Here is a 25,183-nt window from a genome sequence, read left to right on the forward strand (position 1 = left end):
CAGTCAGACGACGAGATCGAGGAGTTGCTGGGGCCGTGAGCGTGCGCAACGTGATCATCATCGGATCGGGGCCTGCGGGTTACACCGCGGCGGTCTACGCCGCCCGCGCGCAGCTCGAGCCCCTGGTCTTCGAGGGTTCGCAGTACGGCGGCGCCCTGATGACGACCACCGAGGTGGAGAACTACCCCGGCTTCCGCGACGGCATCATGGGCCCTGAGCTCATGGAGCAGATGCGGGAGCAGGCTCAGCGCTTCGGTGCCGAGCTGCGGGCGGAGGACGTCGAGTCCGTCGAGCTGACCGGCGAGATCAAGAAGGTCGTCGCCAACGGTGTCGAGTACCACGCCAGGGCGGTCATCCTCGCCATGGGCGCTGCTGCCCGTTACCTGAACATCCCCGGTGAGCAGGAGCTGCTCGGCCGCGGTGTGTCGGCGTGCGCGACGTGCGACGGGTTCTTCTTCCGCGACCACGACATCGCGGTCGTCGGCGGTGGCGACACGGCGATGGAGGAGGCGACGTTCCTCACGCGCTTCGCCAAGTCCGTGACGGTCATCCACCGCCGCGAGGAGTTCCGTGCCTCCAAGGTCATGCTCGAGCGCGCCCGCGCCAACGAGAAGATCAAGTGGCAGCTGAACACGCAGGTCACCGACGTGCTGGGTGACGGCACCGTGTCGAGCATCAAGGTCAAGGACACCGTCACCGGCGCCGAGTCCGAGCTGCCCGTCACCGGCTTCTTCCTGGCGATCGGCCACGACCCGCGCTCGGCGCTGGTCAAGGGCCAGGTCGACCTGGACGAGGAGGGCTACGTCGTGACCAGGGGCAAGAGCTCCTACACCAACCTGGACGGCGTGTTCGCGGCCGGCGACCTGGTTGACCACGAGTACCGCCAGGCCATCACCGCCGCCGGCTCCGGTTGCAGTGCCGCGATCGACGCGGAACGGTGGCTCGCCGAGCACGGCGAAGAGCACGCCGAGATCGCCGCGGAGGCGGTCGGTGGCGGCTACGGCAAGAGCAACTGAAGTTTCTTCACGGCTTTAGGGAGAGAACATGGCAGGCGCCACCGTCACGGTGACCGACAAGTCGTTCGCGGACGACGTGCTGACCAGCGAGAAGCCCGTGCTGGTCGACTTCTGGGCGACCTGGTGCGGACCGTGCAAGATGGTTGCGCCGGTGCTGGAGGAGATCGCAGCCGAGCACGGCGAGAAGCTCACCATCGCCAAGGTCGACATCGACGCCAACCCGTCGATCGCTCGTGACTACCAGATCATGTCCGTGCCGACGCTGATCCTGTTCCAGGGCGGCCGTCCGGTGAAGCAGATCGTCGGCGCGAAGCCCAAGGCCGCGCTGCTCAACGACCTGCAGGATGTCATCGGCTGAGCAAAAAACTTGCATCGGCTAAACAAGTCGCTTGCAACGCGCAACGTGACCCGCCCGTCTACCGATAAGACGGGCGGGTCACGTTCGTTTCGTACCGGGACGTGATCTCGGAACGACTGTGAGTAGCCCTGCATCGATCACTTTGCGGAGCAGGGCACAATAAGGACTTCCCACCTACCGCGCCGACGACGATCGGCGCCCTAGTCGAGCGAGGGTGCATGCAGCTGCTCCGCCGCGGGGACGTCGGAAGTGATGTTGCCGAGATCCGGTCGACCCTGACCAGGCTCGGACTGCTTCCGCCGACCGACCCCCAGGCGCCGCCGGTGTTCGACCAGCAGGTCGAGCACGCCGTGCGCGCGTTCCAACAGCAGCGGGGGCTGATCATCGACGGCATCGTCGGCCCGGCGACCTACCGTGCGCTGCGTGACGCGACGTTCCGGTTGGGGGACCGGCCGCTCGCGTACCTGATGTCGCAGCCGACCACCGGCGACGACGTGCTGATGCTGCAGGAACGCCTGCTGGAGCTCGGCTACGACGCCGGCCGCGCGAACGGCGTGTTCGGCCAGCAGACCGAGCAGGCGCTGAAGAACTTCCAGCGGGACTACGGCCTGATCGTGGACGGCATGTGCGGCCCGGACACCGTGCGCGCACTGCGTCAGCTCCAGCCGAAGGTCCGCGGTGGCCGTCCCGTGCTGCTGCGTGAGCAGGAACGGGTCCGCAACGCCGGTTCGCGGCTGTCCGGCAAGCGGATCGTCATCGACCCCGGTCACGGCGGCCAGGACCGCGGCGTGATCGTGGACGGTGTCTCCGAGGCCGACCTGATGCTGGACCTGGCCCGCCGGCTGGAGGGCAAGATGGCCGCCACCGGCATGGAGGCGTTGCTCACCCGCGGGCCGAACAACTGCCCGGACGAGGCGGAGCGCGCCCGGTTCGCCAACGAGGCAGGCGCCGACCTGATCCTGTCGCTGCACAGCGACGGCAACTCGTCGCCGAACGCGCAGGGCGTGGCCACGTTCCACTACGGCACCGGCAACGGCACGTCGTCGACCGTGGGTGAGGCGCTCGCCGGGTTCATTCAGCGCGAGGTCAGCGCCCGCACGTCGATGCGGAACTGCGGCACGCACCCGAAGACGTGGGATCTGCTGCGGCTCACCCGCTGCACGGCCGTCCGCGTCGAGGTCGGCTACCTGACGAACGCGGAGGACCGCGGACGCCTGGCGACGCCTGGTTTCCGCGACATCGTGGCCGAGGGCATCCTCGTGGCCGTGAAGCGTCTCTACCTGCTCGGCAAGGACGACCAGCCGACGGGCACGTTCACGTTCAACGACCTGCTGCGCTACGAGATGGCCAAGGGCTGATTTCCCGCATGACAAAAAGGGCCCCTTCGAGGGGCCCTTTTTCGTGTGGTCAGACGGGACGGAAGCTGGGTTCCGCCGTCGAGACGGTGACGCTGTTGAGGAGGCGTTCGAGGGCGGCCTCGACGTCTTCCTTCCACGTGATGGCGCTGCGCAGCTCCAGGCGCAACCGGGGCCAGCGCGGGTGCGGCCGCACGGTTTTGAAACCGACGCTCGTGAGGAACTCCGCAGGCGTGACGCAACTGCGCTCTTCCTCGTCCGGACGCATGTCGCCGAACGCCTCGACGGCCTTCACGCCACGACGCGTCAGATCCTTCGCCACGGCCTGGACGAGCACTCGCCCGAGTCCTCCCCCTCGGAACTCCGGAAGGACCTCCAGCGACGTCATGAGGACGGCGTCCGGGCTGACCGGGGACGTGGGGAAGGCGGCACTGCGCGGAACAGCGGCAGGTGGTGCGTAGAACACCGAACCGGCGGGAATGCCGTCGCAGTAGATGAGACGACCGCACGAACCCCATTCGAGCAGGACGCTGGAGACCCAGGCTTCCTTCTCGAATTCGGTGTCGCCGTATTCCTCGGCCTGTTCACGCAGGTGAGGGGCCAACTCCCAAAAGACGCACGTCCTGCTGTGCTTGGAGAGATGCTCCAGGTTGTCCAGCGTGACGCCCACAACGCGTCGCGACACCCCGACCTCCACCCCTCGGCACGCACAGTTCAACCCGTACGAGGGTAGGCGAATGTGACGGAACCCGGAAGGTACGTGCCCTGAACGGGACGACGGTTACACTCGCTCGGGACATTTCCCATTCAGGAGTCCCCCATGACGATGCCCGGACAGCCGGCCAAGCAGGGCCCCAGAAGCCTTGACCCCCACCTCCGCCGCTACGCAGCGCGCACGGCAGGGATGACGGCATCGGAGATCCGGGCGCTTTTCGCAGTCGCATCGCGTCCTGAGGTCGTGTCGCTGGCCGGGGGCATGCCGCACCTGGCCGCGCTGCCGCTGGAGTCGCTGTCCGCGGAGATCGGTCAGCTCGTCGCCACCGAGGGTCTCGTCGCTCTGCAGTACGGCTCGGCGCACGGTGTTCCGTTGCTGCGCGAGCAGATCTGCGACGTGATGGCGATGGAGGGCATCAACGGCCACCCGGACGACGTGGTGGTGACCGTCGGCTCGCAGATGGGCCTCGACATGGTCACCCGGATCTTCTGCGACCCCGGTGACGTGGTGATCGCCGAAGGTCCGTCCTACGTGGGCGCTCTCGGGTCCTTCACTGCGTACCAGGCGCACGTCGTGCACGTGGCGATGGACGCAGAGGGGCTCGTGCCGTCGTTGCTGCGAGAAGCCCTCGAGGCCTGCAAACGAGCAGGCCAGCGGGTCAAGTTCCTCTACACGATCCCGAACTTCCACAACCCGGCCGGCGTGACGCTGGCGGTGTCGCGGCGCGCCGAGATCCTGGAGATCTGCCGGTCGTACGGCGTGCTGGTCGTGGAGGACAACCCGTACGGCCTGCTCGGCTTCGACGGGCAGACGTACCCGGCGCTGCGGTCGATGGACCCGGACAACGTGGTGTACCTCGGGTCGTTCTCCAAGACGTTCGCCGCCGGCCTGCGGGTCGGCTGGGTGCTGGCGCCCCACGCGGTGCGCGAGAAGCTGGTGCTGGCGGCCGAGTCGGCCACGCTGTGCCCGCCGACGCTGAACCAGATGATCGTGTCTCGCTACCTGGCCACCCAGGACTGGAAGGGTCAGATCAAGACGTACCGCGAGGCGTACCGGGAGCGCCGGGACGCGGCTGTGTCCGCCCTGGAGCAGCACATGCCGCAAGGTTCCACGTGGAACATTCCCGACGGCGGCTTCTACGTCTGGGTGACGGTGCCCGAGGGCATCGACACGAAGGCGATGCTGCCCCGCGCCGTGACGGCCCGTGTGGCGTACGCGTCCGGCACCGGTTTCTACGCGGACGGCTTCGGTTCTCGCCAGCTGCGAATCTCGTACTGCTACCCGACGCCGGAGCGCATCCGGGAGGGCGTCCGCCGCCTGGCGAACGTCATCGAGGATGAGATGCAGCTGCACGCGACGTTCGGGGCGACGCCCGGCCGTCAGCTGTCCGGCCCGCAGACCCCGTCGCCCGACACCGCCTGATCCTTGGAGTTTTGCTGTGGCTGACCGCATGGTCGCTGTGCTGTCCGGTGGGCTCTCCCACGAACGCGAGGTCTCGATCCGCTCCGGTCGCCGGCTGTCGGCTGCCCTGCGGTCGTCGGGCGTGACCGTGGAGGAGTGGGACGCCGACGCCTCGCTGCTGACGCGTCTTCGCGACCACCGTCCGGACGCCGTCGTCGTCGCTCTGCACGGCGGCGAGGGTGAGAACGGTTCGGTGCAGGCGATCCTGGAGATGCTCGGCGTGCCGTACGTGGGCACCGACTCGCGCGCGTGCCGTCGCGCGTGGGACAAGCCGACCGCGAAGGCCGAGCTGGCTCGTGCCGGGCTGACGACGCCGGAATGGGTCGTGCTGCCGCACGCCACGTTCCGGGAGCTGGGTGCCCAGCCGGTGCTCGACGCGATGGTCTCGACGCTGGGGCTGCCGTTGATGCTGAAGCCGGACCAGGGCGGCTCGGCACTCGGCGCTCAGGTGGTGCGGGACGCCGCCGAACTCCCGGCCGCGATGGTGGGCTGTCTCGCGTACGGCGACACCGTGCTGGCCGAGCAGTTCATCTCGGGCGTCGAGGTGGCGGTCACCGTGGTCGACGGTCCGGACGGCCCGACGGCGCTGCCCGCTGTCGAGATCGTTCCGGAGACCGGCGTGTACGACTACACCGCTCGGTACACCGCGGGGCTGACCGACTTCCACGCGCCGGCTCGGTTGGACGCGGTGGCGGCCAAGGCGGTCGGAGAGCTCGCGGTGGCGGCACACCGGTTGCTCGGGCTGCGGGACGTGTCGCGCACCGACGCGGTGGTGGCCGAGGACGGCACCGTCTACTTCCTTGAAGTGAACGTGTCGCCGGGACTGACCGAGACGTCGCTTCTGCCGATGGCGGTCGAGGCGGCCGGGCAGTCGTTGGGTGAGATCTACGCGGGCTTGATCGAGCGGGCTGTCGCTCGCTGACTCACGACGAAGAAGCGCGGCATCGGACGTCTCGGTGCCGCGCTTTTTTGTGCATCGACTGATCCAGAACATGGTTACGCCCCGCAACCTTGATGTTGCGGGGCGTCATCGTCACCGTGACATAAGGCCCGTGGGTGATCCTATGGACCTACTCCGATGTCCGAATTGTCGCTTCTGGGCTCATCAGTCCGATGATCCGTTCAAGATCGTCAACTGACCCGAATTCGACGACGATCCGGCCCTTTCGCTGCCCGAGTTCGACCTTCACGCGGGTGTCGAAGTTGTCGGAGAGACGCTCGGCGAGCTCCTGCAGACCGGGTGCGTGCATCTGCTTGCGGGGAGCGGCCTTCTCCTTCTTGGGCTTCTCGTTCTTGGCGAGCGTCACCGCTTCCTCTGTCGCCCGGACCGACATGCCCTCAGCGACGATCTTCGCCGCGAGGTCCTCCTGCATGCCGGCGTCGTCCAAGCCGAGCAGCGCACGAGCATGGCCGGCACTCAGCACGCCCGCCGCCACCCGTCGCTGCACGGGGAGAGGGAGCTTCAGCAGCCGGATGGTGTTCGTGACGACCGGGCGGCTGCGTCCGATGCGGTCCGCGAGCTGCTCGTGCGTGACGCCGAACTCCTCCAGCAGCTGCTGGTACGCCGCCGCTTCTTCAAGCGGGTTGAGCTGGACGCGGTGGATGTTCTCCAGCAACGCGTCGCGCAGCATCACGTCGTCGCCGGTCTGCCGCACGATCGCCGGGATGGTCTTGAGCCCGGCCTGCTGGGTTGCCCGCCACCGCCGCTCGCCCATGACGAGCTCGTAGGCGTCGCCGCCGAGCTCCCGGACCACGATCGGCTGCATGAGCCCGAACTCCTTGATGGAGAACGACAGCTCGTCGATCGCGTCCTGGTCGAACACCTGGCGCGGCTGCTTGGGGTTGGTCTTGATCGCGGTGACCGCGATCTCCCGGTAGACCGCCCCCGCGACCTCACCCACCGGCTGCGGCTTGGCGCCCGAGCCGTTGCCGGCCGCGGCGGGCCGGATGGTGCTGGGCGCACCGGGCGGAGGACCCTGCGGGATCAATGCGGCCAGGCCGCGCCCGAGTCCGCCCTTGCGCTGCTCCGTCATGCGCCCTCCTCCTTGGCCCCACGCACGGCGATCTCCTTGGCGGCGTCGAGGTAGCTCATCGACCCGCGCGAGCCCGGGTCGTACGTCAGCACCGTCTGACCGAATCCTGGCGCCTCGGAGACCTTCACGCTGCGTGGAATGACGGTCTTCAGGACCGTGTCGCCGAAGTGACTGCGCACCTCGCTGGTCACCTGGTCGGCGAGCTTGGTGCGGCCGTCGTACATCGTGAGGAGGATCGTCGAGATGCCGAGGTCCGGATTGAGGTGCTGCTGCACGAGCTCGATGTTGCGCAGCAGCTGGCTCAGACCCTCCAGCGCGTAGTACTCGCACTGGATCGGGATCAGCACCTCCTGGGCCGCGACCATCGCGTTGACGGTCAGCAGGCCGAGGCTGGGCGGACAGTCGATGAAGACGTAGTCGGGCTGCAGCTGGTCGAGCGCCTCGGGGGAGAGCGCCTCCTTGAGCCGCGACTCGCGGGCCACCATCGAAACGAGTTCGATCTCGGCGCCGGCGAGGTCGATCGTCGCGGGCACGCAGAAGAGGTTCGGAGACGTCGGGCTGACCTGAGCCGCCTCGGCGATGGAGATCTCGCCGATGAGCACCTCGTAGACCGACGGCGTGCCGGAGCGGTGCTCAACGGCGAGCGCCGTGCTGGCGTTGCCCTGCGGGTCGAGGTCGATCACCAGGGTCTTGAGCCCGTGGATCGCGAGGGCCGCAGCGAGGTTCACCGTGCTCGTCGTCTTGCCCACGCCGCCCTTCTGGTTCGCGACCGTGATCACCCGGCGGTGTGTAGGTCGGGGGAGCAGTGACTCGTCGGGGTGCAGCACGCTTGCCGCACGAGCCGCCTCTTCTGCAATCGGGGTCCACACCACGGCGCTGTCATCTCCGTTGTTGGTCGGCTTCGGCTTCTGCTGGGGTTCGGTTTCACGTGGAACATCGGCTGCTTGAAACTCCGGGTACACGCTCACCGATCCCTTCTCGTCTGGCGCTCGACGATCAGCACCGTCGTCGGCACCTCAAGTACGTCCGCTCCCACGACGACGACCCTGCCGTTGACGCCCCCAGCGCGTTCCACGGCGACACCGTCGCGGTCCAGTTCCTCCTGCGCGCGCTCACCCTTGAGCGCCACCATCCGCCCACCACCCTTGAGGAGCGGAAGGCACCACCTCGCGAGCTTCTCCAACGGAGCCACCGCCCGGGCGGTCACCACGTCGCAGTTCTTCAGCTGTGCGCGGATCGGCCCTTCCTCGGCTCGCCCGCGGACCACTGTCACGTTGTCGAACTCGAGGCGGTCTGTGACCTCCTCCAGCCACGCGACGCGGCGCGCCATCGGCTCCAGGAGGGTGATCCTCAGGTCGGGCCGCGCGATCGCCAGCGGCACACCCGGAAGCCCCGCTCCCGAACCCACGTCGACCACGCGCTCGTTCCGCTGGAACAGCTCCTCGATCACCGCCGAGTTGAGCACGTGCCGATCCCAAATCTTGTCGACTTCGCGGGGACCGATAAGTCCGCGCTCGACGCCGTGCTCCTCCAGGAGCCTGACGAACCCGGCGGCACGGTCAACGTGCTCACCGAAGACGAGCTTCGCGCTGTCGGGCAACTCCCCGGCCATGTTCTCCGTCCGTGAGCGTTTCACGTGAAACCACGCGGCGGCGGCTTTCCGGCGGCCGGGTGGAAAAGCTGGCGAATGCCAGGGCACCATCATGACGGATCGACCGTGCGCTCCGCCAAATCCTGAGCGCCGTTTCACGTGAAACTTGGGGGAAAGTTGCGTCCGACCATCTACACGGTCTCTCATCCGGGTCCTGGGACCGTCTCGACGATGTCTCACCCGCCAGGCGGCGCTCTCCTGGAGCCCTACGTTCGCGGGCTGCGTCGGCTCGGGGTCGACGTCCTCGTGTCCGCTCAGACCGACCCCGAGCGAGCCGAGTGTGAGCTGGAGGAACAGGCGGCTGTCGTCACCGCGGCGGGACTGTCGTTCGTGTGCGTGCCGATCGAGGACCGCACGGCGCCGCTCGGACTGGAAGTGGTCGAGCCGGTGGCGGCGCTCTACTCGCAGTACCAGCGCGGGGCGCACGTGGTGTTCCACTGCTGGGCCGGGATCGGACGGTCGTCGTTGCTGGCGGCTCTGCTGCTGGGGATGGACGGAGTCGAGCCGGAGTCGGCCTGGGCGTTGATCTCAGCGGCTCGCGGGTTCCCGGTGCCGGACACGGGGGACCAAGAGACGTGGCTGGCTACGTGGTGGGCGTCCCGGGATGGACGGTTTCACGTGGAACAGTGACCCCCTGACGTCATGTCGACTTGTCGGCACTCCCGGACAAAGCGAACGGCCCCTGGTTCCCATCGGAACCAGGGGCCGTTCGAGAAAGCAGAACCCGTCAGGGCTTGGGGAAGATGATGACCCGTCGCTGCGGCTCCTCACCCTCGCTCTCGCTGTGCACACCCGCGATCGCGGCGACGGCGTCGTGCACGACCTTGCGCTCGAACGGCGTCATCGGGTGCAGCCGAGCGCGCTCACCAGAGGCCAGCACCTTCTCGGCGGTCGAGCGCCCGAGCTCGGCCAGCTCCGCGCGACGGCCCGCACGCCACTGCGCGATGTCGAGCATCAGGCGGGAGCGAACGCCCGTCTCCTGCTGCACGGCCAGGCGGGTGAGCTCCTGGAGCGATTCGAGGACGTTTCCGCGGGGGCCGACGAGCTTGGACAGGTCCTCGCCGCCGTCGATGCTGACGATCGCGCGACCACCCTCGACGTCCAGGTCGATGTCGCCGTCGTAGTCGAGCAGGTCCAGCAGACGCTCGAGGTAGTCACCCGCGATGTCGCCTTCCTGGACGAGCAGTTCCTCGGTCTTGCTCTGCGACTGCGGCTCGGCCTCGTCCGACGACGACGCCTCCACGTCGGTCGCCTGCAAGGTCTCCGACACGATGTCTCCTCTCCGGGGCAAACGCCCGAAATCAGCGGCGCTTCTTGCTGCCCGGCTTCTTGCTGGTGGATCGGCCTGGGGTCAGGCCGGGAATCTCGGTGTTGGAGCTGCCGTTGGCGCCGTCCGATGACGACGAAGAGCCACCGGGGCCCGCGGTCGGCATGCGCTTGGCTCCGTTGGCGGGCTTGGCGCCCGGCGCCGGCTTCTTCGGGTTGACCGGCTTCGCGCCCGGCTTCGGCGCGAGCGCCTGGCGGGTGGTCGCGGTCGTCGTCTTCTTCTCTTCTTCCTCGGCGTCGATGCGCTTGTAGACGATGTGCTGCTGGCCGAGCGTCCAGGCGTTGTTGGAAAGCCAGTACAGCAGGATCGCGACGGGGAAGAAGAAGCCACCGACGAGGACACCCACCGGGAAGATCCAGAGCGTCAGCTTGTTCATGATGGCCGTCTGCGGGTTGTCCAGCGCGGCCTGGTTCTGACGGGCGACCGAGTGGCGGGCCGTGAAGTGGGTCGCGATGGACGCCACGATCATCAGTGGCACCGACAGCAGGATGACGTTCAGGCGCTCCGTGCCGTACTGGGCCAGCTGGTCGGCGGGCATCGTGATGAACGTCGAGAGGTTCGTGCCGAAGAGCTTGGCGTTGACGAACGAGTCGACGCCCTGCTTGTCGAAGAAGTAGACCTCGCCCCAGCCGGGCTTGAACGAGCGCAGCACGTGGAACAGACCGATGAACACCGGGATCTGCACCAGCATCGGCAGGCAGCCGCCGAGCGGGTTTACGCCGTGCTCGGACTGCAGCTTCTGCATCTCCTGCGCCTGGCGCTGGCGGTCGTTCGGGAACTTCTTCTTGATCTTCTGCATCTCCGGCGCGAACTCCTGCATCTTCCGCATGGAGCGCACCTGGCCGACGAACGGCTTGAAGAGGATGGCGCGGAGGGTGAAGACCAGGAAGATCACGGCCAGTGCCCAGGCGAAGCCGCTCGACTCACCGAAGACCTTGCCGAACACCCAGTGCCAACACCACAAGATGAAGGACACCGGGTAGTAGATGAAGTTGAGCACGGAGCTACTCCTCGGTGGATACGTCGGGGACCTGCCGCTTGGGCGGAACGGGGTCCAGGCCTCCAGGGTGCCAGGGTCCGCAGCGCAGCAACCGGCGGATCGTCAGCCAGGTTCCACGCAGCGCACCGTGGACGGTCAGGGCTTTCACCGCGTACGCGCTGCAGCTGGGGTAGAAGCGGCACGTGGGCGGCAGCAGCGGTGAGATGAAGCGCCGGTAGAAGTGCACCGGCAGCAGCGCGACCTTCGCGGGCAACGTGGTCATCGCAGCACCTTGCGCAGAGCGGAGGAGAAGTCGGCGGCGAGCTCCGAGCTCGACGCCTCGGCTGCCGGTGCCAACGCTCGTACGACGACGAGAGTTCCCGGCGGTAGCGATTCGAGCTGAGCGCGCACGACGTGGCGCAGTCGCCGGGACACGCGGTGGCGGACCACCGAGTTGCCAACTGTCTTGCTCACGACGAAGCCCACCTTGGACGAATCCAAGGTGGGCACGTCTGGCGTCAAGGCGTGGACGACCAACCGGGGTCGTCCGGCGCGGCGGCCTCGGCGGACCACCAGGCCGAAGTCCTGGCTGCGGGTGAGCCGGGCGGCCGGTGGTAGCACGACGACGCTGCGCTTACCAGCCGCGATCAGGCGGACAGGCGGGCACGGCCCTTGCTACGGCGCGCCGCCAGAATGGCGCGGCCGGCGCGGGTGCGCATGCGCAGCCGGAAGCCGTGCGTCTTCGCGCGGCGGCGGTTGTTGGGCTGGAAGGTGCGCTTACCCTTGCTCACGGTCGGTTCTCCCGGTGCTTCACTGCTTACAAAGCCTGGTGGTTGTCCCCGACGGCAGTGGACGTAGGCGCGCGAAAGGCGCCCGTCGCAAGCGGGAGACTCGTACGAGAGTACGCACGCCCGGGTGCCACGACCAAATCGGGGTGGCCGATGCCACGTCTTGTGAGGCGTGGCAGGCCTTGTTACCGTTCTTCCCTCGCGCATGCCGGAGCTGGCGTGGGAGCCGCCACCGTACCGGTAACACAACGCACCGTTTAGTGCACAGTTGTGGATAACTCTGTGGATGCCTCTATTCTCCGTGTCCACATGTGGAGTCTTGGGCTCCGGCGGAGGGGAGGGGAGCGCGGAGGTGTCGAACCAGCAGGTCGACCTTGGTCTCGTGTGGGCCGAAGTGGTGCAGGAGCTCGCCACGAGCCACCTGTCCCCTCAGCAACGCGCGTGGATGAGGGTCACCCGTCCCATCGGATTGCTGGACGGGACCGCCCTGCTCGCGGCTCCGAGCGACTTCGCGAAAGAGGCGATCGAACGCGCACTGCGCGACCCGATCACCGACGCCCTGTCCCGCAGGCTCGGCCGCACGGTCTCGCTCGCGGTGAAGGTCGACTCGCCGGAACCGGTGAGCCCGCCCACCACGCCCATCCCGGTGCAGGCGGTGCCGGGCATCCCCAACGGTGACGCGGCCGTTCCGGTGCTCACCGAAGAAACCACCGACCAGGCCGCGGAAGGCGACTCGGACGAGGTCGACGAAGCCGGCGACGCGCTCGCCGCCGTCACCGAGATCTGGCCGACCTTCAACTCTGCGAACACCGCCGCCGGCGCGCCTGCCAACGTGGGCACCCCGTTCACCAGGCCGGCCAACCCGTCGCCGTCGCAGACCAGGCTGAACGAGAAGTACAACTTCGACACGTTCGTCATCGGCGCCTCCAACCGGTTCGCTCACGCCGCCGCCGTCGCGGTGGCCGAAGCGCCCGCCCGCGCCTACAACCCGCTCTTCATCTGGGGTGAGAGCGGCCTCGGCAAGACGCACCTGCTGCACGCCGTCGGGCACTACGCCCAGCGCCTGTTCCCCGGCATGCGCGTGCGGTACGTGTCGACCGAGGAGTTCACCAACGACTTCATCAACTCGCTGCGCGACGACCGCAAGGTCGCCTTCCAGCGCCGCTACCGGGACATCGACGTGCTGCTCGTCGACGACATCCAGTTCCTGGAGGGCAAGGAAGGTACGCAGGAGGAGTTCTTCCACACGTTCAACACGCTCCACAACACGAACAAGCAGATCGTGGTGTCGAGCGACCGGCCGCCCAAGCGGCTGGAGACGCTGGAGGACCGCCTGCGCACGCGGTTCGAGTGGGGCCTGATCACGGACATCCAGCCGCCAGAGCTGGAGACCCGGATCGCGATCCTCCGCAAGAAGGCGGCGCAGGACCGGCTCGCGGCCCCGGCCGAGGTGCTGGAGTTCATCGCCGCCCGCATCGAGCGGAACATCCGCGAGCTCGAGGGCGCGCTCATCCGCGTCACGGCGTTCGCGTCGCTCAACCGCCAGCCGGTCGACGTCCAGCTCGCCGAGATCGTCCTGCGCGACCTGATCCCCGACTCGCACGCACCGGAGATCACCGCGCCGACGATCATGGCGGTCACCGCCGAGTTCTTCGGCGTCACGATCGACGACCTCTGCGGCCCGGGTAAGACGAAGGCGCTCGCCCAGGCTCGGCAGATCTCCATGTACCTGTGCCGCGAGCTGACCGACCTGTCGCTGCCGAAGATCGGGCAGACGTTCGGCGGCCGCGACCACACGACGGTGATGCACGCGGACAAGAAGATCCGCAAGGAGATGGCGGAGCGCCGGCGGATCTACGACCAGGTCCAGGAGCTGACGTCCCGGATCAAGCAGCGCGCCCGCCACGCTCCCTGATCCAACCCGGGTACGACGAGGGGTCCTCCACCGCGGAGGGCCCCTTTTTTCGTTCATGCACAACGGGTTCCCACGGCACGCAACCGGCGCACGGCCCGTACGCGCGCGCTCGAACCCGGGTGGAATCGAGCCTGCCCGGACACGTGGAGGGGCTTACTGCTCGCCCACCGCACTCGAAGGGGTGGGGACAACCAGAAAAGTTTGAGACCCAGGCCACGATCTGGCCACAGAAGCCTGTTGAACACCCGGGTACAACTGGCCCGCACCCGGGGACGCACCCGGGGACAACTGTGGACGATCTGTGGATCGAGAGGTGTGCACAACCAGCTGTCCCCGGGTGCGCCGATCTGTCCCCGGGTGCCATCCCCCCTTAGTCCACATGGACGATGGTGTCCCGACCTGCGCGTTTAACGGCAGTCCACACAATCCACAGCCCTTACTGTTACTGCTGTTTGATCTCTTCCAAGAAGAACTTCAAAGCAAAACAGCGGGGGACAGCTCCCGGGGATCGGTGCCCGAACCCCGAAGTGACGGGAAGGGCCAGGACGCTCTAACGTGGTTGCTCCGCACCTCGGGTCAGCCGAGGCGAGGCTCCCTAACCCCCACTGGCGTGTTGTCGTGGTTGGGCTTGTCGACTGTCGAGGAAAGGACGCCTCATGAAGATCCGCGTCGAACGCGACGGCCTCGCCGACGCTGTCGCCTGGGTCGCCCGCAGCCTTCCGTCCCGCCCGCCGGTCCCCGTGCTGGGCGGCGTGCTGCTCGACGCGGAGTCGGACGACTCGCTGACGGTCTCCGGATTCGACTACGAGGTCTCGGCCCAGGTCGGTGTTCCGGCGACGATCGCCGACGGTGGCCGCGCGCTGGTCTCCGGCCGGCTGCTCGCCGACATCACCAAGGCGCTCCCGAACCACCCGGTCGAGATCGCGGTCGACGGCGCTCGCATGATGATCAGCTGTGGCAGCGCGAGGTTCAGCCTCCCGACGATGCCGGTCGAGGACTACCCGGCGCTGCCGTCGATGCCGCAGCTCATCGGTGAGCTTCCCGGCGAGGTCTTCGGTGAGGCCGTCTCCCAGGTCGCCGTCGCGGCCGGCAAGGACGACACGCTCCCGATGCTGACCGGTGTGCGCGTCGAGATCGGCGAGGGCAAGCTGACCCTCGTCGCCACCGACCGGTTCCGGCTCGCGATGCGCGAGTTCCCGTGGGAGCCGGACGCCACCCTCGGCGAGGTCGCGGTGCTCGTCCCGGCCCGCACGCTCGGCGACGCGGCCAAGACGCTCGGCTCGTCCGGCGGCAAGGTCGAGATGTCGCTCGCGGCGAACGACGGTCTGCTGGGTCTGTCCGGTTCCGGCAAGCGCACCACGACCCGCCTGCTCGACGCGGACTTCCCGAAGTACCGCCAGCTGCTGCCGAGCGAGCACTCGGCTGCGGCGATCATCGACATCGACGCGCTGACGCAGGCGATCAAGCGCGTCTCGCTCGTCGCCGAGCGCGGCACGCAGGTGCGCCTCGAGTTCGTGGACGGCGGCCTGCGCCTGTCCGCCGGTGGCGACGACGAGGGTTCGGCCGAGGAAGAGCTGCCGGTCGAGTACACCGGCGACCCGGTGACGATCGCGTTCAACCCCGGGTACCTCCTCGACGGTCTCGGCGCGGTCCGCACTCCCCGTGTCCACTTGTCCTTCACCACACCCAGCCGACCGGCACTCCTCAAGCCGGTGGACGAGGATGGGAACGTGGCGCCGGGCTACCTGTACCTCCTGATGCCCGTTCGCCTGCCCGGCTAAAACTCTTACCGGGTAACGAGAAAACGTTTAGGGGAGAACACCGTGCAGCTCGGACTCGTCGGCCTCGGCAAGATGGGTTTCAACATGCGCGAGCGGGTGCGTCGAGCCGGTCACGAGGTGATCGGCTACGACCGCAACCCGGAGGTCAGCGACTCGGAGTCGTTGGCGGACATGGTTTCCAAGCTCGAGGCGCCGCGCGTGGTGTGGGTCATGGTGCCCGCGGGCGACATCACCCGTAACACGGTGAAGGAGCTGTCCGAGCTGCTGGAGCCCGGCGACCTGGTGATCGACGGCGGCAACTCCAAGTTCACCGACGACCGCATCCACGCGGACCTGTTGGCGGAGAAGGAGATCGGCTACCTCGACTGCGGCGTGTCCGGTGGCGTGTGGGGTCTCGACAACGGCTACGCGCTGATGGTCGGTGGCGACGCGAAGCACGTCGAGCAGGCGATGCCGATCTTCGACGCGCTGCGTCCGGAGGGTCCGCGCGAGGAAGGCTTCGCGCACGCGGGCAAGGTCGGCGCCGGCCACTACTCGAAGATGGTGCACAACGGCATCGAGTACGGCCTGATGCAGGCGTACGCCGAGGGCTTCGAACTGCTCGACAAGACCGACGTCGTGGACAACGTGCCCGCGGTGATCTCGGCGTGGCAGCGCGGAACCGTTGTGCGGTCGTGGCTTCTCGACCTGTTGGTGCGCGCGCTCGAGTCGGACCCGGAGCTCGACGATCTTCGCGGTTACGTCGAGGACTCCGGTGAGGGCCGGTGGACCGTCGAGGAGGGCATCAACAACGCGGTGCCGCTCCCGGTGATCTCCGCCGCGCTGTTCGCCCGGTTCACCTCCCGCCAGGAGGACTCGCCGGCGATGCGTGCCGTTGCCGCGCTGCGCAACCAGTTCGGTGGCCACTCGGTGCACCTCGCAGGTCCGTCGTCCGGTTCGGGCAGCACCCAGGGCTAGCGGGTGCACGTCAGACATCTCCAGGTCAGCGACTTCCGGTCGTGGGAGCTCGCGGACCTGGCGTTCGAGCCCGGCGTCTCGGTGCTCGTCGGGCGCAACGGCCAGGGCAAGACGAACCTGGTCGAGGCGATCGGGTACGTGGCGACGCTGGGCTCGCACCGCGTCGCCACGGACGCACCGCTGATCCGGCACGGTGCTCAGCGCGCCGTCGTGCGGACGGCCGTGGTCAACGACGACCGCGAGCTGCTCGTCGAGCTCGAGATCACCGCGGGCAAGTCGAACCGGGCGCGGATCAACCGCGGTCCGGTCCCACGTCCGCGTGACGTGCTCGGGATTCTGCGCACTGTGTTGTTCGCACCGGAGGACCTCTCTCTTGTGCGAGGCGATCCGGGTGACCGGCGGCGGTTCCTCGACGAGATGCTGGTGTTGCGCGCGCCGCGGTTCGCCGGCGTTCGCAGCGACTACGACCGTGTCCTGAAGCAGCGCAGCGCGTTGTTGAAGACGGTGAAGCATTCACGATCGGCGGATCTGTCGACGCTCGACGTGTGGGACGGGCACCTCGCCAAGCACGGCGCGGAGCTGCTGGCCGCGCGGATGAAGCTGGTCCGCGACATGGCGGACCACGTGACCTCGGCGTACGCGGAGGTCGCTCCGGAGTCACGGCCGGCGCTCATCTCGTACCGGTCGAGCGTCGGTGAACTGCCGGAGGACAAGGAGAGCATCGAGGACCTGTTGCTCGCCGAGCTCGACAGGGTGCGGCGGCAGGAGATCGAACGCGGCGTGTGCCTCGTCGGCCCGCACCGCGACGACCTCGACCTCACGCTCGGCGAACTTCCCGCGAAGGGGTACGCCAGTCACGGAGAGTCATGGTCGTTCGCGCTCGCGCTGAGGCTCGGCGGGTACGAGTTGATGCGTGTCGACGGCATCGAACCGGTCCTCGTGCTGGACGATGTCTTCGCGGAGCTCGACCGCGGCCGGCGGCAGCAGCTGGCGAAGGTCGCGGCCGCCGCCGAGCAGGTGCTGATCACCGCGGCGGTGGCGGAGGACGTTCCCGAGGAGCTGAGCGGTGCCCGGTTCGAGGTGCACGGCGGGGAGGTACGACGTGTCTGACTCACAGGCTTCAGATCCCCAACATGTAGCTCGATCGGGTGTGTCCGCCCACACATCTGGGGACAAGTCTGTGGATGGTGTGGATAACTCCGTCACAAATCCGGACTTGTCCACAGGTTCATTCACACCTGAGGGTGAGCCACTGAAGGGTTCTGACCTCGCACGAGCCGCTCTCGAAGCCGCGAAGGCGAGCGCGAAGGCCCGCGGACGCACCCCCGGCAGCAAGTCGAAGGGCCGCCCGGTCAACCGCCGCCGGCGCCGCTGGTCGGGTCCGGGCCCCGACGACCGCGACCCCCAGACGATCGGGCGGATCGCGTCGCGGATCGCCGCCGACCGGGGCTGGGTCGAGCAACTTCAGGGTGGCCAGGTCTTCGGCCGATGGGCAAAATTAGTGGGAGAGGACGTCGCCGAGCACGCGAAACCGATCGCGCTCAGTGACGGGGAACTGACGGTCCAGGCGTCGTCGACGGCGTGGGCCACTCAGCTGCGCCTGCTGCAGCGCGACCTGCTCAAGCGGATCGCCGCAGGGGTCGGTCACGGCGTCGTCAAACGGCTCAAGATCAAGGGTCCGGACGCTCCGAACTGGCGACACGGCCCCAGGCACGTTCCTGGGCGCGGTCCGCGTGACACCTACGGGTGAGGTCCTGTCAAGGCCTCAGCGGCGATTCTGCGGCTCAATGAGCGTTCACCTGCGGATTTGAACCCCCGTTTCAGCCGTCCGCACCCATCTGGGGCGAGTTGAGGGCGTCTGTGACCGAATCAAAGGTGTCCTTGGCCCCGTTCTGTCGGGGTGCCCCGGTAGAATCACGGGGAGCGTCACCCATCATCGTGCGGGTTCTGCCCGCATCAGCGAGGAGACTCCAGGCCCGTGTCAGCTAAGAAGAATGAGTACGGCGCGTCCTCGATCACCGTCCTCGAAGGCCTCGAGGCAGTGCGCAAGAGGCCGGGCATGTACATCGGCTCGACCGGCGAGCGCGGTCTGCACCACCTGGTCCAGGAGGTCGTGGACAACTCGGTCGACGAAGCGATGGCCGGTTACGCGACGACAGTCGACGTCACCCTGCTGGCCAACGGCGGCGTCCGGGTGATCGACGACGGTCGTGGTATCCCGACCGACATCCACCCGGTCGAGGGCATCCCGACCGTCGAGGTCGTCATGACCAAGCTGCACGCGGGCGGCAAGTTCGACAGCGACTCGTACGCGGTGTCCGGCGGTCTGCACGGCGTCGGCATCTCGGTGGTCAACGCGCTGTCCACGGCTGTCGACCTGGAGATCAGGCACAAGGGTTTCACCTGGACCCAGCGCTACGAGAACGCCAAGCCGACGCCGCTCGAGAAGGGCGCGCCGACGACCGAGACGGGCACCTCGGTCACGTTCTGGGCCGACCCCGAGATCTTCGAGACCACCGAGTACAACGTCGAGACGATCGCGCGCCGCCTGCAGGAGATGGCGTTCCTCAACAAGGGGATCACGATCATCCTGCGTGACGAGCGGGTCTCGGACGAGGACGAGGAAGCCGACGCCGAGGGCCACAAGGCCGCTGTGAAGGAGCGCGTCTTCCACTACCCCGGTGGTCTGGAGGACTTCGTCCGCCACATCAACCACACGCGCGAGGCCGTGCACCAGAAGGTGATCGGCTTCGAGGCGCAGGGCGAGGACCTCCAGGTCGAGGTCGCGATGCAGTGGAACACCGGCTACACGGCCTCGGTCTACACCTTCGCGAACACGATCAACACGCACGAGGGCGGCACGCACGAGGAGGGCTTCCGCGCCGCGCTGACGCGAGTCGTCAACGAGTACGCGCGCGAGAAGAAGCTCCTCAAGGAGAAGGACGCGAACCTCACCGGTGACGACATCCGCGAGGGTCTCGCGGCGATCATCTCGGTGAAGCTCAAGGAGCCCCAGTTCGAGGGCCAGACGAAGACCAAGCTGGGCAACAGCGAGGCGAAGTCGTTCGTGCAGAAGTCGACGAACGAGCACCTGGCCGACTGGTTCGAGCGTCACCCCAACGAGGCCAAGGCCATCGTCACCAAGTCGGTGTCGTCGGCGCAGGCCCGCATCGCCGCGCGCAAGGCCCGCGAGCTGGTGCGCCGCAAGGGCGCGCTCGACATCGGCGGCCTGCCCGGCAAGCTCAAGGACTGCCGTTCGACCGAGCCGGAGCGCTGCGAGCTCTACATCGTCGAGGGTGACTCCGCCGGCGGGTCAGCCAAGGAGGGGCGGGACTCGATGTACCAGGCGATCCTGCCGATCCGCGGCAAGATCATCAACGTCGAGAAGGCCCGCATCGACCGTGTTCTGAAGAACACCGAGGTCCAGTCGCTGATCACGGCGCTCGGCACCGGCATCCACGACGAGTTCGACCTGTCGAAGCTGCGCTACCACAAGATCGTGCTGATGGCCGACGCCGACGTCGACGGCCAGCACATCCGCACGCTGCTGCTCACGCTGCTGTTCCGCTTCATGCAGCCGCTCATCGAGCACAACCACGTCTACCTCGCGCAGCCGCCGCTCTACAAGATCAAGTGGCAGCGGGCAGAGCCCGAGTACGCCTACTCCGACCGCGAGCGCGACGCCGTGATCAAGGACGGCCTCGCGTCCGGCAAGAGGCTCGGCAAGGAAGACAACATCCAGCGGTACAAGGGTCTCGGCGAGATGAACGCCGAGGAGCTGTGGGAGACCACGATGGACCCGGCCAACCGGATCCTGCGCCAGGTCACCATGGACGACGCAGCCACCGCCGACGAGCTGTTCAGCGTGCTCATGGGCGAGGACGTCGAGGCACGCCGTTCGTTCATCACCCGCAACGCCAAGAGCATCAAGTTCCTGGACATCTGAGTCCGGTCTTGGCTTCTAGGCACCCTGGCGTTTCTGGCGAGAAGGAAAGAGAACAGTGACCGAGACGACTCTGCCGCCGGAGCACGACCGCATCGAGCCGGTCGAGATCCAGCAGGAGATGCAGAACTCGTACATCAACTACGCGATGTCCGTCATCGTGGGTCGCGCGCTGCCGGACGTGCGCGACGGGTTGAAGCCCGTGCACGTGCGGGTGCTGTACTCGATGTTCGACTCCGGTTTCCGTCCCGACCGCGGCTACAACAAGTGCGCTCGTGTCGTCGGCGACGTGATGGGCAACTACCACCCGCACGGTGACTCGGCGATCTACGACGCGTTGGTGCGTCTCGCCCAGCCGTGGGCGCTGCGCTACCCGTTGATCGACGGCCAGGGCAACTTCGGCTCGCCGGGCAACGACCCCGCCGCCGCCATGCGGTACACGGAGTGCCGGCTCTCCCCGCTGGCCATGCACATGCTGGCCGACATCGAGGAAGAGACCGTCGACTTCCGCGACAACTACGACGGCCGCATCCAGGAACCGGTCGTCCTCCCGTCGCGCATCCCGAACCTCCTGATCAACGGCAGCTCGGGCATCGCGGTCGGCATGGCGACCAACATCCCGCCGCACAACCTGCGCGAGGTCGCGGACGCGGTGGTGTGGGCGCTGGACAACCACGAGGCCTCCGACGAGGAGACCCTCGAGGCCACGATCGCGCGGATCAAGGGGCCGGACTTCCCGACGTACGGCCAGATTCTCGGCACCTCCGGCATCGAGGACGCGTACCGCACCGGCCGCGGCTCGGTCCGCATGCGCGCCGTCGTCGAGGTGGACGAGGACGCCAAGGGCCGCACGATCCTGGTCGTCACCGAACTGCCGTACCAGGTCAACCCGGACAACCTGGTCGAGAACATCGCCGCGCTGGTCCGCGACGCCAAGCTCACCGGCATCGCGAACATCGCGGACGAGTCGAACCGCCGCATCGGCATGCGCATCGTGATCACGCTCAAGCGCGACGCGGTGGCCAAGGTCGTGCTGAACAACCTCTACAAGCACACCCAGCTGCAGTACTCGTTCGGCGTCAACATGCTGGCGCTGGTCGACGGCGTGCCGCGCACGTTGCGGATCGACCAGATGATCCGCCACTACGTGAAGCACCAGATCGAGGTCATCCAGCGGCGCACCAGGTTCCGCCTGCGCAAGGCCGAAGAGCGCGCGCACATCTTGCGCGGCTTGGTGAAGGCGCTCGACCAGCTCGACGCCGTGATCGCGTTGATCCGCCGGTCGGAGACGCCGGACATCGCGCGCACGGGCCTGATGGAGCTCCTCGACGTCGACGAGGTCCAGGCCAACGCGATCCTGGAGATGCAGCTCCGCCGCCTGGCCGCCCTGGAGCGCCAGAAGATCATCGACCAGCTGGCCGAGATCGAGCTGGAGATCGCGGATCTCAAGGACATCCTCGAAAAGCCGGAGCGGCAGCGCGCCATCGTGCGCGAGGAGCTCCTGGCGATCGTGGAGAAGCACGGCGACGACCGCCGCACGAAGATCATCCCGTTCGACGGCGACGTGTCCATGGAGGACCTGATCGCGGTCGAGGACGTGGTCGTCACGATCACGCGCACCGGCTACGCCAAGCGCACCAAGACCGACCTCTACCGGGCGCAGAAGCGCGGCGGCAAGGGCGTCCAGGGCGCACAGCTCAAGCAGGACGACATCGTCGCGCACTTCTTCGTGTGTTCGACGCACGACTGGATCCTGTTCTTCACGAACAAGGGCCGCGTGTACCGCACGAAGGCGTACGAGCTGCCGGAAGCCAACCGGAATGCACGCGGTCAGCACGTCGCGAACCTCCTCGCGTTCCAGCCGGACGAGGAGATCGCGCAGGTCATCCAGATCAAGAACTACGAGGTGTCGCCGTACCTCGTGCTCGCCACCCGCAAGGGTCTGGTGAAGAAGTCGAAGCTTTCCGACTTCGATTCCAACCGATCAGGTGGTCTTATCGGCATCAACCTGCGCGAGGACGACGAGCTGGTCGGAGCCGTGCTCTGCTCGGCGGACGACGACCTGCTGATGGTGTCCGCGGACGGCCAGTCGATCCGCTTCCACGCGACCGACGACGTGCTGCGCCCGATGGGGCGAGCCACGTCAGGCGTGCAGGGCATGCGGTTCAACGCCGACGACGAGCTGCTCTCGGTGGGCGTCGTCCAAGAAGGACTCTTCGTTTTGGTCGCAACCGACGGTGGGTACTCGAAGCGAACGCCGATCGAGGACTACCCGGTCCAAGGTCGGGGCGGCAAGGGTGTGCTGACCATTCAGCACGACCGCCGACGTGGCAGGCTGGTGGGCGCGCTCATCGTCGACGTCGACGACGAGCTCTACGCCATCACCTCGAGCGGCGGGGTCATCAGGACCCGAGCCGAGCAGGTGCGCAAGGCTGGACGGCAGACGAAGGGCGTGCGGCTGATGAACCTCGGCGAAAGCACCACTTTGATCGCCGTCGCACGCAACGCGGACGAGCCCAGCGACGTCACTAACGGTGAGACGTCTGCCGCGGAGGACTCTGCCGCCGACCAGGCAGTCACCCCCACCGACTCGGCTGAGTAGTCGGAACTTGCTAGCGAGAGGCTAAGGACAGCTCGTGACTCCACCCGAGAACCGCGAAGGTCGGGACGCGGACAAGACCGCGGTGATCACCAAGCCGGCTTCGCAGACCGACGCGAAGAAGGCGGACTCGGCCGCGCCGGCGGCCTCCGGTTCCTCGGGTGGGAACGCGCAGGACAAGACGAAGCCGGTGTCGGCGGAGAAGGCGGCAGAGGCCGCCGCGCCCGCTGAGAAGCCTGCTCCGACGCCTGCCGAGGAGAAGACCGTCTCGGTCGAGACGCCTGCTCCCGCGCCTGCTCCGACGCCTGCCGCCGAGCCGGTCGCGCCTGTCGCCGAGGAGCCGGTCGTCGTCTCCGCGCCGCCGCCCTGGCAGCGCGTGACGAACGACACGGAAGCCACCCAGCAGGACTCGACCCAGGCGTACGTGGCTCCGGCCGCGCCGCCCGTTCCGTCCTCCGAGCCGGCGTTCCCGTCGACCGACCCGGACACCGTCAAGGTGCAGAAGCCCGTGGTCACGGGCTCGGCCGTGCCGACGGGCCTGGGCAGCAGCCGCACGTCGGTGAACCTCGGCAACGGGGGAGCCCGTCCCGCCGCGGCCACCCCGTCGGCCCGCCGCCCCGGTCGCGGCCCGCGCCGCGCCTCCCTCCAGGTGAAGCGCGTCGACCCGTGGTCGGTGCTCAAGCTCGCCCTGGTGCTCGGCGTCGCGCTGTTCTTCGTCTGGCTGGTGGCGGTCGGTGTGCTCTACGGCGTGCTGCACGGCATGGGCGTGTGGGACAAGATCAACAGCACCGCGAACGACCTGCTCCAGGCCAACGAGCCGGGCGAGCCGCTGATCAGTGCCGGCCGCGTGTTCGGCGTCTCGGCGATCATCGGCGCGGTCAACATCGTGCTCTTCACCGCCCTCGCGACCGTCGGCGCGTTCGTCTACAACGTGTCCGCGGACTTGGCCGGTGGCTTGGAGTTGACGCTCTCCGAGCGGGAGTGACCCCCTGATTTGGGGCAGCGAAGGACGATCCTGTAAGGTCTTCCTCGTTGCCCCAAGGGGTGATGATCGAGGGCCTATAGCTCAGGCGGTTAGAGCGCTTCACTGATAATGAAGAGGTCGGAGGTTCAAGTCCTCCTAGGCCCACTCGATTTACTTTCGAATCATCATCGTTCTGTCTGGGATGCATCCCAGAGCCCCGGCCCAAGTCTCGCAAAGCCTGTAGGCTGGTGCGGTAGGTCGGGGCATTAACAGTCTTGGAGGGGTTTCCAGTGGCTAAGAAGATCATCGCACTCGTCGTGGTTGCCGGTGCGGTCCTGTTCTTCGTGAAGCGCAACCGTTCGGCGAAGGCCGACGCGGACCTCTGGCGCGAGGCCACCGCCCCCACTGACTGATCTCGCGGGCGGCTTGCCGCCCCGGATCTTCGGGGACGTAGCTCAATTGGCAGAGCACCGCCTTTGCAAGGCGGGGGTTAGGGGTTCGATTCCCCTCGTCTCCATAGGCTTTACGCTCGTCGGGTGAGGTATGTCGGCAGAAAGCGCCGACCAATGCCTCACCCGCCGTGTTTTCTGGGGGCCGAGCCCCCAGACCCCAGCCGGGGGCAAGCCCCCAGACCCCCGGCCGCCTCGCCTTCGGCTTCGGCAGGCCTCATCTGAGCTGAACGCGCTAGACGCTCTTGAATCCTTCTTGGATGCTCACCGCTACCGCTGCTTACCGCTAGCGCTGCCTGCCGTTGACCCGGCTTGAGCCAGCGGATGCTCTTCTCGGCGATCTCCATCGCTGCGGTTCTCTGCGAGACGGTTGCGGCGGTTGGAGCTGCAGTTGAAGGTGAAGCCCTGTTCGCTGGGTTGCGAACAGGGCTTCTGGGTGTGGCTTGGTCAGGCGTTGGCCAAGGATTTTTTGGACGACTCGCGGAGCTTGTCGATGCTCCAGGCGCCGGCGCCTGTGAACACGAGGAGCAGGAACGCCCAGGAGTAGACGGCCGCCAGCTCGCCGCCGTTCTGGATCGGCAACAGGCCGCGCGGCTGGTGCACCACGAAGTAGGCGTAGGCCATGGCGCCGGAACTGATCAGCGCCGCCCAGCGTGTCCACAACCCGATCACGATCAGGGCACCGCCGATCAGCTCGATGAGGCTGGCGGGGCCTGACGGCCAGGAGAGCAGCGACGCACCCTTGAGGAGCTTCTGCACGCCGTGGATCAGGAAGAAGACGCCGATCACGATCCGGAACAGGGCCAAAGCCTGGTCTCGTCGTTGCTCAAGAAACTGCATGGCGAGTGGTCCTTCCGGGCAGGGATGAAGAAGTTGATCAATCACCTAGTCT

At 67.4% G+C, this 25,183-nt stretch carries 24 protein-coding genes, 2 tRNA genes and 1 pseudogene; 17 read left to right on the forward strand and 10 right to left on the reverse strand.

Annotated elements, in window-relative coordinates; all coding sequences use genetic code 11:
• Positions 1–35: 35 nt before the first annotated feature.
• The 3 genes from trxB to ABFX45_RS00915 all read left to right on the forward strand — a co-directional run bounded on the left by trxB (position 36) and on the right by ABFX45_RS00915 (position 2,732).
• Complete coding sequence (trxB, locus tag ABFX45_RS00905) at positions 36–1,016, forward strand: thioredoxin-disulfide reductase (protein WP_109630096.1); 981 nt, start codon at positions 36–38, stop codon at positions 1,014–1,016.
• Positions 1,017–1,044: 28 nt separating this feature from the next.
• Complete coding sequence (gene trxA, locus ABFX45_RS00910; RefSeq protein ID WP_030465632.1) at positions 1,045–1,374, forward strand: thioredoxin; 330 nt, start codon at positions 1,045–1,047, stop codon at positions 1,372–1,374.
• Between the two features lie 218 nt (positions 1,375–1,592).
• Positions 1,593–2,732, forward strand: coding sequence for an N-acetylmuramoyl-L-alanine amidase (locus ABFX45_RS00915; protein WP_109630101.1), 1,140 nt, complete (start codon positions 1,593–1,595; stop codon positions 2,730–2,732).
• Between the two features lie 49 nt (positions 2,733–2,781).
• Here ABFX45_RS00915 and ABFX45_RS00920 read toward each other — a convergent pair whose 3' ends face one another.
• Positions 2,782–3,414: a GNAT family N-acetyltransferase gene (locus ABFX45_RS00920; protein ID WP_109632971.1), complete on the reverse strand. Its 633-nt coding sequence runs from the start codon at positions 3,412–3,414 to the stop codon at positions 2,782–2,784.
• Positions 3,415–3,549: 135 nt separating this feature from the next.
• Between ABFX45_RS00920 and ABFX45_RS00925 the strand changes: the two genes are divergently transcribed.
• Together ABFX45_RS00925 and ABFX45_RS00930 are read left to right on the forward strand one after the other, a co-directional pair.
• Entirely contained in the window at positions 3,550–4,866 is a 1,317-nt protein-coding gene (locus tag ABFX45_RS00925; RefSeq protein WP_112226421.1) for an aminotransferase-like domain-containing protein, read from the forward strand.
• 16 nt (positions 4,867–4,882) lie between these two features.
• The gene (locus tag ABFX45_RS00930; protein ID WP_109630108.1) at positions 4,883–5,827 is read left to right on the forward strand and encodes a D-alanine--D-alanine ligase family protein; all 945 of its coding nucleotides are present in this window, start codon (positions 4,883–4,885) and stop codon (positions 5,825–5,827) included.
• 148 nt (positions 5,828–5,975) lie between these two features.
• On the opposite strand, the gene ABFX45_RS00935 is transcribed toward ABFX45_RS00930, so the two are convergent.
• The 3 genes from ABFX45_RS00935 to rsmG all read right to left on the reverse strand — a co-directional run bounded on the left by ABFX45_RS00935 (position 5,976) and on the right by rsmG (position 8,550).
• Entirely contained in the window at positions 5,976–6,938 is a 963-nt protein-coding gene (locus ABFX45_RS00935; protein ID WP_346126895.1) for a ParB/RepB/Spo0J family partition protein, read from the reverse strand.
• Positions 6,935–7,810, reverse strand: a complete 876-nt coding sequence (locus ABFX45_RS00940) for a ParA family protein (RefSeq protein WP_233439242.1) — start codon at positions 7,808–7,810, stop codon at positions 6,935–6,937. Before ABFX45_RS00940 ends, ABFX45_RS00935 begins: the two co-directional genes overlap by 4 nt.
• A gap of 92 nt (positions 7,811–7,902) precedes the next feature.
• A complete protein-coding gene (rsmG, locus tag ABFX45_RS00945) occupies positions 7,903–8,550 on the reverse strand; it encodes a 16S rRNA (guanine(527)-N(7))-methyltransferase RsmG (protein ID WP_346126897.1) in 648 nt (215 codons plus the stop codon).
• Positions 8,551–8,760: 210 nt separating this feature from the next.
• Between rsmG and ABFX45_RS00950 the strand changes: the two genes are divergently transcribed.
• Positions 8,761–9,219 carry a protein-tyrosine phosphatase family protein gene (locus ABFX45_RS00950; protein ID WP_346126899.1) on the forward strand — a complete coding sequence of 153 codons (459 nt, stop codon included), beginning with the start codon at positions 8,761–8,763 and terminating at the stop codon, positions 9,217–9,219.
• Between the two features lie 97 nt (positions 9,220–9,316).
• On the opposite strand, the gene ABFX45_RS00955 is transcribed toward ABFX45_RS00950, so the two are convergent.
• The 5 genes from ABFX45_RS00955 to rpmH are packed head-to-tail and all read right to left on the reverse strand — an operon-like array spanning position 9,317 to position 11,686.
• Complete coding sequence (locus ABFX45_RS00955) at positions 9,317–9,832, reverse strand: Jag family protein (RefSeq protein ID WP_428834065.1); 516 nt, start codon at positions 9,830–9,832, stop codon at positions 9,317–9,319.
• Between the two features lie 58 nt (positions 9,833–9,890).
• Positions 9,891–10,916, reverse strand: a complete 1,026-nt coding sequence (gene yidC / locus ABFX45_RS00960; protein ID WP_109630128.1) for a membrane protein insertase YidC — start codon at positions 10,914–10,916, stop codon at positions 9,891–9,893.
• Between the two features lie 4 nt (positions 10,917–10,920).
• Complete coding sequence (gene yidD, locus ABFX45_RS00965; RefSeq protein ID WP_346126904.1) at positions 10,921–11,178, reverse strand: membrane protein insertion efficiency factor YidD; 258 nt, start codon at positions 11,176–11,178, stop codon at positions 10,921–10,923.
• A complete protein-coding gene (rnpA, locus tag ABFX45_RS00970; RefSeq protein WP_109630135.1) occupies positions 11,175–11,516 on the reverse strand; it encodes a ribonuclease P protein component in 342 nt (113 codons plus the stop codon). Before rnpA ends, yidD begins: the two co-directional genes overlap by 4 nt.
• A 26-nt stretch (positions 11,517–11,542) precedes the next feature.
• Positions 11,543–11,686, reverse strand: coding sequence for a 50S ribosomal protein L34 (rpmH, locus tag ABFX45_RS00975; protein WP_090060594.1), 144 nt, complete (start codon positions 11,684–11,686; stop codon positions 11,543–11,545).
• Between the two features lie 349 nt (positions 11,687–12,035).
• Here rpmH and dnaA point away from each other — a divergent pair, with 349 nt between their 5' ends.
• From dnaA to ABFX45_RS01030, 11 genes and pseudogenes are all read left to right on the forward strand, one after another.
• Complete coding sequence (gene dnaA, locus ABFX45_RS00980) at positions 12,036–13,598, forward strand: chromosomal replication initiator protein DnaA (protein ID WP_109630139.1); 1,563 nt, start codon at positions 12,036–12,038, stop codon at positions 13,596–13,598.
• A gap of 656 nt (positions 13,599–14,254) precedes the next feature.
• Complete coding sequence (dnaN, locus tag ABFX45_RS00985) at positions 14,255–15,379, forward strand: DNA polymerase III subunit beta (protein WP_109630142.1); 1,125 nt, start codon at positions 14,255–14,257, stop codon at positions 15,377–15,379.
• Between the two features lie 42 nt (positions 15,380–15,421).
• Positions 15,422–16,336, forward strand: a complete 915-nt coding sequence (gene gnd / locus ABFX45_RS00990; RefSeq protein WP_346126908.1) for a phosphogluconate dehydrogenase (NAD(+)-dependent, decarboxylating) — start codon at positions 15,422–15,424, stop codon at positions 16,334–16,336.
• A gap of 3 nt (positions 16,337–16,339) precedes the next feature.
• The gene (recF, locus tag ABFX45_RS00995) at positions 16,340–17,446 is read left to right on the forward strand and encodes a DNA replication/repair protein RecF (RefSeq protein ID WP_109630150.1); all 1,107 of its coding nucleotides are present in this window, start codon (positions 16,340–16,342) and stop codon (positions 17,444–17,446) included.
• A gap of 106 nt (positions 17,447–17,552) precedes the next feature.
• Positions 17,553–18,086: a DciA family protein gene (locus ABFX45_RS01000; RefSeq protein WP_109630154.1), complete on the forward strand. Its 534-nt coding sequence runs from the start codon at positions 17,553–17,555 to the stop codon at positions 18,084–18,086.
• A 228-nt stretch (positions 18,087–18,314) separates the two neighbouring features.
• Positions 18,315–20,282 (forward strand): DNA topoisomerase (ATP-hydrolyzing) subunit B, encoded by a 1,968-nt coding sequence (gene gyrB / locus ABFX45_RS01005; protein WP_109630158.1) that lies wholly within the window; start codon positions 18,315–18,317, stop codon positions 20,280–20,282.
• 55 nt (positions 20,283–20,337) lie between these two features.
• The gene (gene gyrA, locus ABFX45_RS01010) at positions 20,338–22,881 is read left to right on the forward strand and encodes a DNA gyrase subunit A (RefSeq protein ID WP_109630162.1); all 2,544 of its coding nucleotides are present in this window, start codon (positions 20,338–20,340) and stop codon (positions 22,879–22,881) included.
• 187 nt (positions 22,882–23,068) lie between these two features.
• On the forward strand, positions 23,069–23,863 hold the full coding sequence (locus ABFX45_RS01015; protein WP_428834066.1) for a DUF3566 domain-containing protein: 795 nt from the start codon (positions 23,069–23,071) through the stop codon (positions 23,861–23,863).
• Between the two features lie 70 nt (positions 23,864–23,933).
• A tRNA-Ile gene (locus ABFX45_RS01020) sits at positions 23,934–24,007 on the forward strand.
• Between the two features lie 125 nt (positions 24,008–24,132).
• Positions 24,133–24,252: pseudogene (locus ABFX45_RS01025) on the forward strand (DLW-39 family protein); the annotation flags it as partial.
• 34 nt (positions 24,253–24,286) lie between these two features.
• Positions 24,287–24,359 (forward strand) — tRNA-Ala (locus ABFX45_RS01030).
• Between the two features lie 379 nt (positions 24,360–24,738).
• Here the strand turns inward: ABFX45_RS01030 and ABFX45_RS01035 are convergent.
• Positions 24,739–25,131, reverse strand: coding sequence for a DoxX family protein (locus ABFX45_RS01035; RefSeq protein WP_109630168.1), 393 nt, complete (start codon positions 25,129–25,131; stop codon positions 24,739–24,741).
• Positions 25,132–25,183: the final 52 nt, after the last annotated feature.

It is taken from the genome of Lentzea roselyniae, from assembly GCF_039537795.1.
Taxonomy (GTDB): Bacteria; Actinomycetota; Actinomycetes; order Mycobacteriales; family Pseudonocardiaceae; genus Lentzea; species Lentzea atacamensis.

What these genes read in the sequence shown, in the direction of transcription:
- trxA (WP_030465632.1), top strand. Translation starts at nt 1,045, where the DNA reads ATGGCAGGCGCCACCGTCACGGTGACCGACAAGTCGTTCGCGGACGAC.
- ABFX45_RS00915 (WP_109630101.1), top strand. Translation starts at nt 1,593, where the DNA reads ATGCAGCTGCTCCGCCGCGGGGACGTCGGAAGTGATGTTGCCGAGATC.
- ABFX45_RS00925 (WP_112226421.1), top strand. Translation starts at nt 3,550, where the DNA reads ATGACGATGCCCGGACAGCCGGCCAAGCAGGGCCCCAGAAGCCTTGAC.
- ABFX45_RS00935 (WP_346126895.1), bottom strand. Translation starts at nt 6,938, where the DNA reads ATGACGGAGCAGCGCAAGGGCGGACTCGGGCGCGGCCTGGCCGCATTG.
- rsmG (WP_346126897.1), bottom strand. Translation starts at nt 8,550, where the DNA reads ATGGCCGGGGAGTTGCCCGACAGCGCGAAGCTCGTCTTCGGTGAGCAC.
- ABFX45_RS00950 (WP_346126899.1), top strand. Translation starts at nt 8,761, where the DNA reads ATGTCTCACCCGCCAGGCGGCGCTCTCCTGGAGCCCTACGTTCGCGGG.
- yidD (WP_346126904.1), bottom strand. Translation starts at nt 11,178, where the DNA reads ATGACCACGTTGCCCGCGAAGGTCGCGCTGCTGCCGGTGCACTTCTAC.
- dnaN (WP_109630142.1), top strand. Translation starts at nt 14,255, where the DNA reads ATGAAGATCCGCGTCGAACGCGACGGCCTCGCCGACGCTGTCGCCTGG.
- ABFX45_RS01035 (WP_109630168.1), bottom strand. Translation starts at nt 25,131, where the DNA reads ATGCAGTTTCTTGAGCAACGACGAGACCAGGCTTTGGCCCTGTTCCGG.